Origin of the sequence: Burkholderia sp. PR2 (assembly GCF_052372875.1) — a bacterium.
Lineage (GTDB): Bacteria > Pseudomonadota > Gammaproteobacteria > Burkholderiales > Burkholderiaceae > Burkholderia > Burkholderia diffusa.
The window spans coordinates 3,037,185-3,050,909 of the sequence record NZ_JBQRWH010000004.1 but is presented as its reverse complement, the minus strand read 5'-3'; the positions used below and the strand labels follow the sequence as shown (position 1 = coordinate 3,050,909).

Genomic DNA, 13,725 nt, shown 5'->3' with positions numbered 1-13,725 from the left:
TGAAAACAACGGCTTGAGGGGTTCCGGACACCTGGCATCGACCTTGCAATATGAAAAGCACGGCCATCCCCCGGCCGACTATTAAACCAAGGAGACAATCGATGACCACTGCCTTCCACTCCCTCCGGACGTCCTGAGGCATCGCTTGTTGCGGCACGGCAGCCGCGCGGGCGAGTAACTTTTCCCCTGACACATTCGTCCGCGCGCGTGACGCCGTTTCCATCGGCTCATCTACTTCAGCAGGAACCATCGTGAAGAAGAAACCCTTCTACAAAGTGCTCTACGTGCAGGTGATCTTCGCCATCATCGTCGGCGTGATCCTCGGCCACTTCTACCCGGCGCTCGCCACCGACATGAAGCCGCTCGGCGACGGCTTCATCAAGCTGATCAAGATGGTGATCGGTCCGATCATCTTCTGTACGGTCGTCACCGGCATCGCCGGCATGGAGGACATGAAGAAGGTCGGACGCGTCGGCGGCAAGGCGCTGCTGTACTTCGAGATCGTGTCGACCTTCGCGCTGCTGCTCGGCCTCGCGGCCACGCACATCCTGCGTCCGGGCGTCGGCTTCAACATCGATCCGGCGACGCTCGACGGCAAGGCCGTCGCGTCGTACGCGGCGAAGGCGCACGGGCAGTCGACGGTCGACTTCCTGATGCACATCATCCCGAACACGATGGTCGATGCGTTCGCGCAGGGCGAGATCCTGCAGATCCTGCTGATTGCGCTGCTGTTCGGCAGCGTGCTCGCGCACCTCGGCGAGCGCGGCAAGGTCGTGACCGACTTCATCGACGGCTTCACGCGCGTGCTGTTCGGCATCGTGCACATCGTCACGAAGCTGGCACCGATCGGCGCGTTCGGCGCGATGGCGTTCACGATCGGCAAGTACGGCGTCGGCTCGCTGGTGCCGCTGCTCAAGCTGATCGGCACGTTCTACCTGACCGCGGTCGTGTTCGTGCTGGTCGTGCTCGGCGCGATCGCACGCGCCACGGGCTTCTCGATCATCCGCTTCGTGTCGTACATCAAGGAAGAGCTGCTGATCGTGCTCGGCACGAGTTCGTCGGAAGCCGCGCTGCCGCAGCTGATGGAAAAGCTGGAGAAGGCCGGCTGCTCGCGCTCGGTGGTTGGCCTCGTCGTGCCGACCGGTTACTCGTTCAACCTCGACGGCACCAACATCTACATGACGATGGCCGTGCTGTTCATCGCGCAGGCGACCAACATCGAGCTGACGTGGATGCAGCAGCTCACGCTGCTCGCGGTCGCGATGCTGACGTCGAAGGGCGCGAGCGGTGTCACGGGCGCGGGCTTCATCACGCTCGCCGCGACGCTCGCCGTCGTGCCGACGATCCCGCTGTCGGGCATGGTGCTGATCCTCGGCATCGATCGCTTCATGAGCGAATGCCGCGCGCTGACCAACATCGTCGGCAACGGCGTGGCGACGGTCGTCGTGTCGGCCTGGGAAAAGGAGCTCGACCGCAACAAGCTGCGCCAGGCGCTGAAGGGCGGCGGCGAGGTCGCGACGACCGAGACGGCCGGCGTCTGACGTCATGAATGAGCAGGCGGCGGCACCGCCCGCGGGCGGTGCGCCGCGCGGCGGCCCGGGCGGCGATATGGAGCCCTATGACACAATAGGCGATCCGCATCGCCAGGAAGTCACGTCCGTGAAGCGCCGCCTGCTCATCCTCGTCATGCTTGCCGCCGCGCTCGCGGCGGCGTGCGCGCTGACGTGGACCATCACGTGGCGGCGCGGCGTCGCCGAGCTGCAGCGCAACGCCGCGGTGCGGGCCGACCGCACCACCAACGCGCTCAAGAGCACGCTCGACCGTTACGAGTCGCTGCCTTATCTGCTCGGCAGCCACCCGTACGTCCTGGACCTGCTCGCCGAGCCGAAGCGCGCCGATTTCACCGCGCGCGCGAACCGCTATCTCGAAGACCTCAACGAACACGCGCACGCGACCGTCACCTACGTGATCGGCGCGGACGGCCTGTGCGTCGCCGCCAGCAACTGGCGCGCACCCGACAGCTTCGTCGGGACCGGATACCAGTTTCGTCCGTATTTCATCGATGCGATGGGCGGCCAGGTCGGCCGCTTCTTCGGGATCGGCACGATCTCGCGCGATCCCGGCTACTACATCTCGCAGCCTGTGTGGCGCGACGGCAGGATCGCGGGCGTCGTCGTCGTGAAGCTCAATCTCGAATGGTTCCAGGGCGCCGACGCGTCCGAGCCGCTCGTCGTCGCGGACGATCACGGCGTCGTGTTCCTGTCGTCCGTGCCCGCGTGGAAATACCACACGCTGCATCCGTTGACGGGGCCCGTCGCCGCGTCGATCTACGAGACGCGCCAGTACGCGCAGCAACCCGTCACGCCGCTGCCGCTGCGCGTCGAGCAGGTGCTCGACGCCGACGCGGAGATGGTGCGTCTCGGTCCCGGCCTGCGCGCGCCGCGCTTCCTCGCCAGCAAGCGGCGGATCGGCGAACCCGACTGGCTGCTGGTGACGCTCGCGCCGATCGCGCCCATCGACGCCGACGCGCGCAATGCGACGATCGTCACCGGCTTCGGCTTCGTGTCGGTCGCCTTGCTCGCGTTCTACTGGCGCATGCGCCGCGCACGCGTGCGCGAGATGATCCGCGGCCGCGCACTGCTGCAGCAGGCGTATGCCGAGCTGAACCGGCGCGTCGAGGAGCGCACGGCCGACCTGTCGGAGGCGAACGAGCAATTGCAGAAGGAAGTCGGCGACCGGATCCGCGCGGAACAGGAATTGCGCGCCGCGCACGACGAACTGATCCAGGCGAGCAAGCTCGCCGCGCTCGGCCAGATGGCGGCCGGCATCACGCATGAACTGAACCAGCCGCTCGCGGCGCTGCGCAGCTTCTCGGACAACACGCGCGTGCTGCTCGATCGAGGCGAGCAGGCGGCCGCGCGCGAAAACCTCGAGGCGATCGCCGCGCTGACCGAGCGGATGGGCAAGATCACCAACCAGCTGAAGCTGTTCGTCGGCCGCGCGAAGCCGCGCAACGAACGGGCGCTCGTCGTGCGCGCGCTGCGCAGCGTGCTGTCGCTGCTCGGCGACCGGCTGCACGGCATCGCGCTCACGCTGACGCTGCAGGATGCGACCGTATCGCCCGCGCAGGATGCGCCGCTCGACCTCGCGTGCGACTATCCGGAACTCGTCGCCCGCTGCGAGGACTTGCGTCTCGAACAGGTGCTGATCAACCTGCTCGGCAACGCGCTCGACGCGGTCGCGGGCGTCGCGGCACCGGCAATCGAAGTGACGATCGCGGTGTCGGTCGCGACGCTCGCGATCGAGGTACGCGACAACGGCTCCGGCATCGCGCCCGACTTGCTGCCACGCTTGTTCGAGCCGTTCTTCACGACCAAGGAAATGGGGCGCGGGCTCGGGCTGGGCCTCGCGATCTCGTCGTCGATCGCGAGCGACGCGGGCGGCGCGCTGACCGCGCGCAATGCACCGTCCGGCGGCGCGCTGTTCGTCTTGACGCTGCGGCGCGCGCGCACGCATCATCCGGACTCGGTGTCCGAGCCGGCGGGCTCGCACTAGGACCCGCCGCAAACCCGTTCGCCGCACGACCGGCATCAACGAGAGCCGCGCGCACCTGCGCCGCGCGGCCTGTCAGGAGCAAGTGACCAAGATGGCCAACCGGCTGCAAGTGATCTATATCGAAGACGATGCGCTCGTTCGCCGGGCGAGCGTGCAGAGCCTCCAGCTCGCGGGGTTCGACGTCGTCGGGTTCGAATCGGCCGAGGCGGCCGACAAGGCGATCGTCGCGGAAACCGCCGGCGCGATCGTCAGCGACATCCGGCTGCCCGGCGCGAGCGGGCTCGACCTGCTCGCGCAGTGCCGCGAGCGCGTGCCCGACGTGCCGGTGATCCTCGTCACAGGCCACGGTGACATCTCGATGGCCGTGCAGGCGATGCGCGACGGCGCGTACGATTTCATCGAGAAGCCGTTCGCTGCCGAGCGGCTGATCGAGACCGTGCGCCGCGCGCTCGAGCGGCGCGAGCTCGTGCTCGAGAACCATGCGCTGCGGCGCGAGCTGGCCGGGCAGAACGTCGTCGCGCCGCGCATCATCGGGCGCAGCCCGGCGATCGAACAAGTGCGCAAGCTGATCGCGAACGTCGCGCCGACCGACGCATCGGTGTTGATCAACGGCGACACGGGCGCCGGCAAGGAGCTGATCGCGCGCAGCCTGCACGAGCTGTCGCCGCGTCGCGACAAGCCGTTCATCGCGGTGAACTGCGGCGCGCTGCCCGAGCCGATGTTCGAGTCGGAGATGTTCGGCTACGAGCCCGGCGCGTTCACCGGCGCCGCGAAACGCCGCGTCGGCAAGCTCGAATACGCATCCGGCGGCACGCTGTTCCTCGACGAAATCGAAAGCATGCCGCTCGCGCTGCAGGTGAAGCTCTTGCGCGTGCTGCAGGACGGCGTGCTGGAGCGGCTCGGCTCGAACCAGCCGATCCGCGTGAACTGCCGCGTCGTCGCGGCCGCGAAAGGCGACATGAGCGAACTCGTCGCGGCCGGCACGTTCCGGCGCGACCTGCTGTACCGGCTCAACGTCGTGACGATCGCGCTGCCGCCGCTCGCCGAGCGCCGCGAGGACATCGTGCCGCTGTTCGAGCACTTCATGCTCGACGCGGCCGTGCGCTACGGGCGGCCGGCCCCCGTGCTGACCGACCGGCAGCGCGCGAGCCTGATGCAGCGCGACTGGCCCGGCAACGTGCGCGAGCTGCGCAACGCGGCCGACCGCTTCGTGCTCGGCGTCGCCGACATGCCGCAGGAAGCCGGCGCGGGCGGCGACGATGCTCAGAGCGACCAGACGCTGAAGGAGCGCATCGAGCAGTTCGAGCGCGCAGTGATCGCCGAGGCGCTGAACCAGACGGGCGGCGCGGTCGCGGCGACGGCCGACCGGCTGCATGTCGGCAAGGCGACGCTGTACGAGAAGATGAAGCGCTACGGGCTGTCGGCGAAAGGCGAAACCGAGCGCTGAAAAAGAGACGGACCGCGGAACCGGGCTGGCCGGTCGGGCGGTCCGTGGTGCGGAGCAGGGCGCAGTGGACGCCCCCGCGAGTCCTGTCGTGCGGCGCTCAGGCCGCGTTGCCGTCGAGCGCCTTCTTGAGCAGCGCGTCGAGTTCCGCGAATTGCGGGGCGCCGACGTAGCGCTTCAGGATCTTGCCGTCCTTGTCGACGACGAAGGTCGTTGGCGTGAGCTGCACGTTGCCGAACTGCTTCGCGACGCTGCCGTCGTCGAGCGCGACCTTGAACGGCAGCTGGCGCGTCTGCGCGTAGTTCGCGACGTACATCGGCGGATCGTAGTTCATCGCGACCGCGACGAATTCCAGCCCCTGGCCCTTGAAGCGATTGTAGGTATCGACCATCTGCGGCATTTCCTGCATGCAGGTCGCGCAGCTCGTCGCCCAGAAATTCACGAGGTAGACCTTGCCTTTCAGGTCGCCGGCCGTCGACACCTTCTGGCCCGACAGCAGCGTGAACGTGGCGTCCGGCACGGTGGACTTGCCGTTGAACGCGAAGAAGCCGGCAACGGCGATGGCCGCGACGACGACGGCCGCGACGATATAGCGGGCGGGGCCGGTGCGGCGCTGGGCGGGAGGCGTGGTGTTCATCTGCGGTGCTCTCGGAGTCGGTCGATGACGCGGATCGATGCAAAGGACGTCGAAATTCGGCGCTCATTTTAGCGCGAATGCGGCGCATGCACCGGCGGCCGCCGCGCATACCGGGCGTCGGCTTCGGCGGATAATGGCGTTTTGCCTGTCCCCATCACTGCCATGCCGAAGGAAGTTCTCCATTCGTTGCGCCCCCTTTTTCGCCCCCTGCGACACTTCGCCGCGCTCGCGTGCGTGAGCGCGGCGCTGGCCGCGTGCTCGCCGTCATATGACTGGCGTACGCTGCACAACGACGCCGGCTACACGATCGACCTGCCGGCGAAGCCGACCGTCGAGGATCAGCCGGTGGCGGTCGGCGGTGCGTCGATGCCGATGCGGATGCAGGCCGCGCATGTCGACGGCGCGGTGTTCGCGGTCGGCACGCTGACGCTGCCCGACGATCGCGACGATACGCGCCGCGCGGCGCTCGAGTTCCTGCGGGCCGGGTTGTCGCGCAATCTCGAAGGCGTGTCAGAGACGGCCTCGGTGCCGGTGCCGCTCGCGGCCGGCGGTGCGGTAAACGGGCTCGAACTGCATATCGCGGGCGCGGCCAGCGGCGGCGACCATTCCCACAAGACAATCGTGGCGCGGCTCGTGGCGCGGGGCCGGCACGCGTACCAGGCCGTCGCGATCGCCGACCGGCCGCTCGCGCAGGAACAACTCGACCAGTTTTTCGGCTCGTTCAAACTCGACTGACAGCGGCCGGCGAGGGCGCCTCCGACTCCCGTGGCAATTGAAAGTTCATTCGCAGCTTTCGACGCTAATCGCCGGATTTTGCGGGGATTTTTCGGCTATCCACAGCGCATGTGGATAACTTTGTTGAAAAGTTGACCGGATCTCCCGCAAAGCCGCGCCGGACGGCCCTCCGGCGCATTTGACAGCTCACGCTCCCCTTGAGAAAAATCAATAAAAACAACGGGATATGATTTTTTCGACGAAAGGGCGGCCGTGCAGGGTGATCTGGGGCCGGGTTCGTGAAATTGTGCATAAGTCAAGTCTTGACAGCCGTATTTTGTCCTCCGAAGGCGCTCACAGCGCCGTGAGCGCACGCCGGTAGCGGATCGCTTCGGCGATCTGCGCGGCCGTCGGCAACGGGTCGCCGGCCAGGTCGGCGATCGTGCGCGCGACCTTCAGCACGCGGAAATACGCGCGCGCCGACCAGCCGAAGCGCTCGCCGGCCTCGCGCAGCAGCCGCTCGCCGTCGTCGGTCGGTCGGCACAGGTCGTCGGTCTCGCGGCCGCTCAGCATGTGATTGGTCTTGCCCTGCCGCTCGAGCTGCAACGCACGCGCCTGGGCGACCCGCGCGGCGACCGCCGCGCTCGGCTCGCCCGGTGCCGTCGCGCGCGACGCGAGTTCGGCCGGCGACAGCGCTGGCAGGTCGATCTGGATGTCGATCCGGTCGAGCAACGGGCCCGACAGCTTGCGCAGGTAGCGCGTGGCGACATCCGGCGTGCACCGGCAGCGCCCGGACGGATCGCCGTGCCACCCGCACGGGCACGGATTCATCGCGGCGATCAGCTGGCATGCGGCGGGGAAGTCGGCCTGCTGGGCCGCGCGCGAGATCGTGATGCGGCCCGCTTCCAGCGGTTCGCGCAGCATTTCCAGCACATGCCGGTCGAATTCGGGCAACTCGTCGAGAAACAGCACGCCGAGGTGCGCGAGCGTGATCTCGCCCGGCTGAGGCGGGTTGCGGCCGCCGACCAGCGCGGCGGCGCTCGACGAATGGTGCGGCGAGCGGAACGGGCGCCGCCGCCACTGCGGGGGCGAGAAGCCGATGCGACTCGCGGAAAGGAGCGCGGCCGACGTCAGCGCCTCGTCGTCGGTCAGCGGCGGCAGGAGGCCGGGCAGCCGCGCGGCGAGCATCGACTTGCCGGCGCCGGGCGGCCCGATCATCAGCATGTGGTGCCCGCCGGCGGCGGCGACTTCGAGCGCGCGCCGGGCGCCGCGTTGGCCAACGACGTCCGCGAGATCGGGCGCGGCCGGCGCCGGCACGCCATCGAGGCAGGGCGCCGCGACCGGCGCGAGCCGGGCATCCGGCGCACCGGCCAGGTGCGCGCACAGCGCGGGGAGGTCGGGGGCGCCGAACACGGTGACGCCCGGCACCAGCGCGGCCTCGGCCGCGCTGTCGAGCGGCAGGTACAGCTCGGGCGGGCGCGACGGGGCTGTCTCGCCGGATATCGCGGCGCAATCGACGCCGGCATGGCCGCTGGAATCGAAACTGAAACGGGCGCCGGAATCGAGTTGCGCTTCGGCATGACCCGCGCGCCAGTCGCGCGCGGCGCCGCACGCCATCGCGAACGCGCCGCGCATCGGCCGCAGCGCGCCGGTCAGCGACAGTTCTCCCGCGAATTCGCGGCCGGCCAGCGCGTCGGCCGGGAGCTGGCCGTTCGCGGCGAGGATGCCGAGCGCGATCGGCAGGTCGAAGCGGCCCGACTCCTTCGGCAAGTCGGCCGGCGCGAGATTGACGGTGATACGCCTGACGGGGAAGTCGAATCCGCAGTTCTGCAGCGCGGCGCGCACGCGCTCGCGGCTTTCGCGGACTTCGAGATCAGGCAGGCCGACGATCGAGAATGACGGCAACCCGTTGGCAAGATGAACTTCGACGGTGACGTCCGGCGCGCGGCCGGCCGCCGGCGCGCGACTGCGCACCACGGCGAGCGACATGGCGAGGCTCCTGTAGATGAATCGGACGGGCGACGGCCGTTCAGGGCCGCATGCCGCGGGAATCGGAGGAATCGTTGCGCGCTGCCGGCGTGGCGCGGAAAAGAACGAGGAACGACGAACTGCGAAGAGCGAGGAACAGCGAAGAACGACGGAACGGCTTGCCGACTGGCTGATTTCCGGGGGGCAGGCGCGGGCCGCGCGAGGCGGCCCGCGCCCCGACCAGTCGGTCGGGTGGGGGCGTCAGGCCTGGGGCGCTGCGAGCTTCTGCTCGAGTTCCGCGACGCGCTTCTCGAGTTCCTCGAGACGCACGCGAGTGCGGGCGAGCACATGTGCCTGCGTGTCGAACTCCTCGCGCGTGACGAGATCGAGCTTCGAGAAGCCTTGCGACAACATGGCCTTCACGTTGCGCTCGACATCCTTGGCCGGCGAGTTTTTTAGCAGGTCGCTGACGCGCGACTGCAGGTCGTTGAAAACATCGCTGGGTTGCTTCATGAGATTTCCCTTCCTTGCACAAAAAATGTGCATCTTCAGTTGCATACGTGCCCATGATGCACGCATGACCGGAAATGGTGCGCCCGTGGCGCGATTTCCGGGCATGGCGCCCGCATGGGTGAATGGCCCGGTAAGCCGGGACGTGCGTGCACTCTAGCAACGATCCTTTCGGCGCGCCAGCGAACCGGGCCATGTTGGCCATTCGGCCGGGCTTTCGCACCTTTCAGCATCAGATGCGACCCTGTTTAAGAGCCGTTCGAGGCGGTGTTCGCACGAACATGGCATGCGAGTTGCTGAGGAGAGACCGACACACCATTCCAACCAATTCGACGGGACCACCCAGCGAGAGGACTTCATGAAACTCATTACCGCAATCATCAAGCCGTTCAAGCTCGATGAGACGCGCGAAGCGCTCTCAGCGCTCGGCGTCTCCGGCATCACGGTCACGGAGGTGAAAGGGTTCGGGCGCCAGAAGGGGCACACGGAGCTGTACCGGGGCGCCGAATACGTGGTCGACTTCCTGCCGAAGATGAAGATCGAGGCGGCCGTGTCCGACGATCTGGTCGACCAGGCGGTCGAGGCGATCGAGCGGGCCGCCCGCACCGGCAAGATCGGCGACGGGAAGATCTTCGTCACGCCGATCGAGCAAGTGATCCGGATCCGGACCGGGGAGACCGGCGCAGACGCGCTGTAACAGACAAAGACAAGCGACAAGAGGAAATCCAAGATGCGCAAACTTCTGATGTCCCTGCTGATGGCCGGCTCGCTGATCGCGGCCGGTGTCGGCCCCGCGCTCGCCGACGACGCGGCGTCCGCCGCGGCTGCGTCCGCGCCCGCCGCAACGGCTTCCGACGCATCGGCTGCCGCGGCACCCGCCGCGACGGCGAGCGCCGCGCCTGACGCATCCGCCGCTGCCGCCGCACCCGCTTCGGGCGCCGCCTCCGACGCATCGGCTGCCGCCGCCGCGTCCGCGCCGGCCGCACCCGCCGCGCCGACCGAGCCGTTCTCCGTCGATTCGTCGAAGATCAACTCGGGCGACACCGCGTGGATGCTGACGTCCACCGCGCTCGTGCTGTTCATGACGGTCCCCGGCCTCGCGCTGTTCTACGCGGGCATGGTCCGCAAGAAGAACGTGCTCGCGACCGTGATGCAGAGCTTCGCGATCACCGCACTGATCACGGTGCTGTGGACGGTGGTCGGCTACAGCCTCGCGTTCACACCGGGCAACGGCTTCATCGGCGGCCTGTCGCGCGCGTTCCTGCACGGGATGACCTACGTGAAGGGCGACAAGGCGACCACGCTGACCGTCAGCCACCTGGCGACGACGATTCCGGAATCGGTCTACTTCGTCTACCAGATGACGTTCGCGATCATCACGCCGGCACTGATCTGCGGCGCGTTCGCCGACCGGATGAAGTTCTCGGCGATGCTCGTGTTCATGACGCTCTGGTCGCTGATCGTCTATGTGCCGATCGCGCACATGGTGTGGGAGCCGACCGGCTGGCTGTCGGCCGACGGCGTGCTCGACTTCGCGGGCGGCACGGTGGTGCACATCAACGCCGGTATCGCGGGCCTGATGTCGTGCCTCGTGCTCGGCAAGCGCGTCGGCTACGGTCGCGAATCGATGGCGCCGCACAACCTCGTGCTGACGATGATCGGCGGCTCGATGCTGTGGGTCGGCTGGTTCGGTTTCAACGCGGGTTCGGCGGTCGCGGCTGACGGCCGTGCCGGCTTCGCGATGCTGACCACGCAAGTGGCGACGGCCTGCGCGGCGCTCGGCTGGATGTTTGCCGAATGGGTCGCGAAGGGCAAGCCGTCGGTGCTCGGCATCGTGTCGGGCGCGGTCGCGGGTCTCGTGGCGATCACCCCGGCTGCCGGCTTCGTCGGCGTGGCGGGTGCGCTCGTGATCGGCATCGCGGCAGGCGTGGTCTGCTTCTGGTCGGCGACGTGGCTCAAGTCGAAGCTCGGCTACGACGATTCGCTCGATGCGTTCGGCGTGCACGGCGTGGGCGGGATTCTCGGCGCGCTGCTGACGGGCGTGTTCGCGGTCAAGGACATCGGCGGCGCCGACGGCAGCCTGCTGCTGCAGGCGAAGGGCGTGCTGATCACGCTGGTCTACAGCGGCGTGCTGAGCTTCGTGCTGCTCAAGCTGATCGACCTGACGATTGGTTTGCGCGTGTCCGAAGAGGAAGAGCGCGAAGGCCTCGACGTGATCCTGCACGGCGAGCACGTCGAATAAGTCGTACGGATGACGGCGGGCCGCCGCGCAGACGGCACCCGCCACGAATGAGCGCAGCGACTTCGGCCCGCCCGCCCGGCGGGCTTTTTTTTCTCCTGCCGCGTGCTGCCGTAGCGCATAACCCTTCACGCTATCGGGTCAATAGCCGAAAACTTCCTCCAAACCCTTGCGAAGCCGGGAACAATCCCCAAATGGACAGGGCAATTGCTCTACAATCTTCATTCTCCCGCTCGCGAGTGATTCATGGTTCCCCACCTCGTTACCGCGTTGAACGGTCCGCTGCTCGAGCTCGAGCAGAAGATCCTCGACGCGACGCCTGCGATCGAACGCTGGTTCAGGCTCGAATGGCAGGAACACACCCCGCCGTTCTATTGTTCGGTGGACCTGCGCAACGCCGGTTTCAAGCTGGCGCCCGTCGACGCGAACCTGTTCCCCGGCGCGTTCAATAATCTGCCGTCCGAAGTGCTGCCGCTCGCCGTCCAGGCCGCGATGGCCGCGATCGAGAAGATCTGCCCGGACGCGAAGAACCTGCTCGTGATTCCCGAGCTGCCGACCCGCAACGCGTTCTACCTGGAAAACGTCGCGCGGCTCGCGACGATCATGCGCCAGGCCGGCCTGAACGTGCGCTTCGGCTCGCTCGACCCGAGCATCACCGACATGACACCGATCACGCTGGCCGACGGCCAGAAGATCGTGCTCGAACCGCTCGAGCGTTCGCAGCGCCGCCTCGGCCTGAAGAATTTCGATCCGTGTTCGATCCTGCTGAACAACGACCTGTCGGCCGGCATTCCCGCCGTGCTGGAAAACCTGCACGAGCAGTACCTCCTGCCGCCGCTGCACGCGGGCTGGGCCGTGCGCAGCAAGTCGACGCACTTCTCGTGCTACGACGACGTCGCGAAGAAGTTCGCGAAGATGGTCGGTGTCGATCCGTGGATGGTGAATCCGTATTTCGCACACGTCGAAGGCGTCGACTGGCAGGGCCATGAAGGCGAGCAGGCGCTCGCCGACGCGATCGACGGCGTGCTGAAGAAGATCGCGCGCAAGTATCGCGAATACGGGATCAGCGAAAAGCCGTACGTCGTCGTGAAGGCCGACGCGGGCACCGCCGGGCGCGGCGTGATGACCGTGCACGACGCGGCCGAGATCGGCCGCATGTCGAAGGCCGAGCGCGCGCAGATGGCCGAGTCGAAGGCCGGCCTCGCGGTGCGCGACGTGATCGTGCAGGAAGGCGTCTATACGTTCGAGCGCGTCGGCGACGAAGTCGCGGAGCCGGTCGTGTACATGATCGACCGCTACGTGGTCGGCGGTTTCTACCGCACGCACGGCGGCCGCGAGCGCGACCAGAACCTGAACGCGCCCGGCATGCACTACGTCCCGCTCGGCTTCGAGCACACCGCGCTGCCGGATGCCGGCGCGAAGCCGGGCGCCGCGCCGCCGAACCGTTTCTACATGTACGGCGTCGTCGCGCGGCTGTCGCTGATCGCGTCGTCGATCGAACTGGAAAAGACCGATCCCGAAGCCATCCAGGTGTAACGGCTTCGCTACGTACAGGACCCGCATGGACATTCTCTTTATCGCCGACCCGCTCGAGCGCTTCAAGATCTACAAGGATTCGACCTACGCGATGATGGCGGAGGCCGCGCGGCGCGGGCACGCGATCTACACGTGCGAGCCGCACCAGCTTGCATGGACGGGGTCGGGCGTCGAGGCGGACGTGCAGCGCGTGACGATCGTCGGCGACACGGCCGACCTGCATCGCCATCCGTGGTACGAGGCGGCCGCGCATCAATCGCGTCTGCTGACGTCGTTCGGCGCGGTGCTGATGCGCAAGGATCCGCCGTTCGACATGGAGTACGTGACGGCCACGTGGATGCTCGAACTCGCCGAGCGCGCGGGCGCGCGCGTGTTCAACAAGCCGCAGTCGATCCGCGACCATTCGGAGAAGCTGGCGATCGGCGAGTTTCCGCAATTCGTCGCGCCGACGCTGGTCACGCGCGATGCCGCACGATTGCGCGCGTTCCATGCCGAGCACGGCGACGTGATCGTGAAGCCGCTCGACGGCATGGGCGGGATGGGCGTGTTCCGCGTGAAGGCCGACGGGATGAATCTCGGCGCGATCATCGAGATGCTCGGCCACGACGGCACGCGCTCGCTGATGATCCAGAAGTTCATCCCCGAGATCACGGCGGGCGACAAACGCATTCTGCTGATCGCGGGCGAGCCGGTGCCGTATTCGCTCGCGCGCATTCCGCAGGGCAGCGAAGTGCGCGGCAATCTCGCCGCGGGCGGGCTCGGCGTCGCACAGCCGCTGACTGCCCGCGATCGCGAGATCGCGGAGACGCTCGGGCCGGTGCTCGCGTCGCGCGGGCTTCTGCTGGTCGGGCTCGACGCGATCGGCGACTGGCTGACCGAGGTGAACGTGACGAGCCCGACGTGCTTCCGCGAGATCATGGAGCAGACGGGCTTCGACGTCGCCGCGATGTTCATCGACGCGCTGGAGCGTGCGGCCGCGTAGGCCGTCTTCCCGCGCAACCCCGGCGGCGGCCGCGCAGGTCCCCCGTCGCCGGAGCAGCTTGACTGGCCTGCTACAATGCCCGCTTGCCCGGTGCCGCGACCAGCGCGCCGAAGGCCCGGCGGTCGGGCCGAAACCGTTGC

The 13,725-nt window shown here is 67.8% G+C and carries 11 protein-coding genes; 8 read left to right on the top strand and 3 right to left on the bottom strand.

Features of this window, described 5'->3' with window-relative positions; all coding sequences use genetic code 11:
• Positions 1 to 251 precede the first annotated feature (251 nt).
• From ACT2FV_RS31310 to ACT2FV_RS31300, 3 genes are all read left to right on the top strand, one after another.
• Positions 252 to 1,541 carry a dicarboxylate/amino acid:cation symporter gene (locus tag ACT2FV_RS31310; RefSeq protein WP_151051126.1) on the top strand — a complete coding sequence of 430 codons (1,290 nt, stop codon included), beginning with the start codon at positions 252 to 254 and terminating at the stop codon, positions 1,539 to 1,541.
• Positions 1,542 to 1,545: 4 nt separating this feature from the next.
• Positions 1,546 to 3,555 (top strand): sensor histidine kinase, encoded by a 2,010-nt coding sequence (locus tag ACT2FV_RS31305; protein WP_444505365.1) that lies wholly within the window; start codon positions 1,546 to 1,548, stop codon positions 3,553 to 3,555.
• 91 nt (positions 3,556 to 3,646) lie between these two features.
• Positions 3,647 to 5,002 carry a sigma-54-dependent transcriptional regulator gene (locus tag ACT2FV_RS31300; protein WP_444505459.1) on the top strand — a complete coding sequence of 452 codons (1,356 nt, stop codon included), beginning with the start codon at positions 3,647 to 3,649 and terminating at the stop codon, positions 5,000 to 5,002.
• A 97-nt stretch (positions 5,003 to 5,099) separates the two neighbouring features.
• Here ACT2FV_RS31300 and ACT2FV_RS31295 read toward each other — a convergent pair whose 3' ends face one another.
• On the bottom strand, positions 5,100 to 5,636 hold the full coding sequence (locus ACT2FV_RS31295) for a peroxiredoxin family protein (RefSeq protein WP_044846739.1): 537 nt from the start codon (positions 5,634 to 5,636) through the stop codon (positions 5,100 to 5,102).
• A 162-nt stretch (positions 5,637 to 5,798) separates the two neighbouring features.
• On the opposite strand from ACT2FV_RS31295, the gene ACT2FV_RS31290 reads away from it, so the two are divergent.
• On the top strand, positions 5,799 to 6,371 hold the full coding sequence (locus ACT2FV_RS31290; protein ID WP_151051122.1) for a hypothetical protein: 573 nt from the start codon (positions 5,799 to 5,801) through the stop codon (positions 6,369 to 6,371).
• A 333-nt stretch (positions 6,372 to 6,704) separates the two neighbouring features.
• Here ACT2FV_RS31290 and ACT2FV_RS31285 read toward each other — a convergent pair whose 3' ends face one another.
• Together ACT2FV_RS31285 and ACT2FV_RS31280 are read right to left on the bottom strand one after the other, a co-directional pair.
• Positions 6,705 to 8,339, bottom strand: a complete 1,635-nt coding sequence (locus tag ACT2FV_RS31285) for a YifB family Mg chelatase-like AAA ATPase (RefSeq protein ID WP_124626358.1) — start codon at positions 8,337 to 8,339, stop codon at positions 6,705 to 6,707.
• Positions 8,340 to 8,579: 240 nt separating this feature from the next.
• On the bottom strand, positions 8,580 to 8,831 hold the full coding sequence (locus ACT2FV_RS31280) for an accessory factor UbiK family protein (RefSeq protein WP_059599852.1): 252 nt from the start codon (positions 8,829 to 8,831) through the stop codon (positions 8,580 to 8,582).
• Between the two features lie 355 nt (positions 8,832 to 9,186).
• Here ACT2FV_RS31280 and ACT2FV_RS31275 point away from each other — a divergent pair, with 355 nt between their 5' ends.
• The 4 genes from ACT2FV_RS31275 to gshB all read left to right on the top strand — a co-directional run bounded on the left by ACT2FV_RS31275 (position 9,187) and on the right by gshB (position 13,585).
• Positions 9,187 to 9,525: a P-II family nitrogen regulator gene (locus ACT2FV_RS31275; RefSeq protein ID WP_006398175.1), complete on the top strand. Its 339-nt coding sequence runs from the start codon at positions 9,187 to 9,189 to the stop codon at positions 9,523 to 9,525.
• 33 nt (positions 9,526 to 9,558) lie between these two features.
• On the top strand, positions 9,559 to 11,070 hold the full coding sequence (locus ACT2FV_RS31270) for an ammonium transporter (protein ID WP_124626356.1): 1,512 nt from the start codon (positions 9,559 to 9,561) through the stop codon (positions 11,068 to 11,070).
• 243 nt (positions 11,071 to 11,313) lie between these two features.
• Positions 11,314 to 12,603 (top strand): glutamate--cysteine ligase, encoded by a 1,290-nt coding sequence (gshA, locus tag ACT2FV_RS31265; RefSeq protein ID WP_059599854.1) that lies wholly within the window; start codon positions 11,314 to 11,316, stop codon positions 12,601 to 12,603.
• Positions 12,604 to 12,628: 25 nt separating this feature from the next.
• Complete coding sequence (gshB, locus tag ACT2FV_RS31260; protein ID WP_059599855.1) at positions 12,629 to 13,585, top strand: glutathione synthase; 957 nt, start codon at positions 12,629 to 12,631, stop codon at positions 13,583 to 13,585.
• Positions 13,586 to 13,725: the final 140 nt, after the last annotated feature.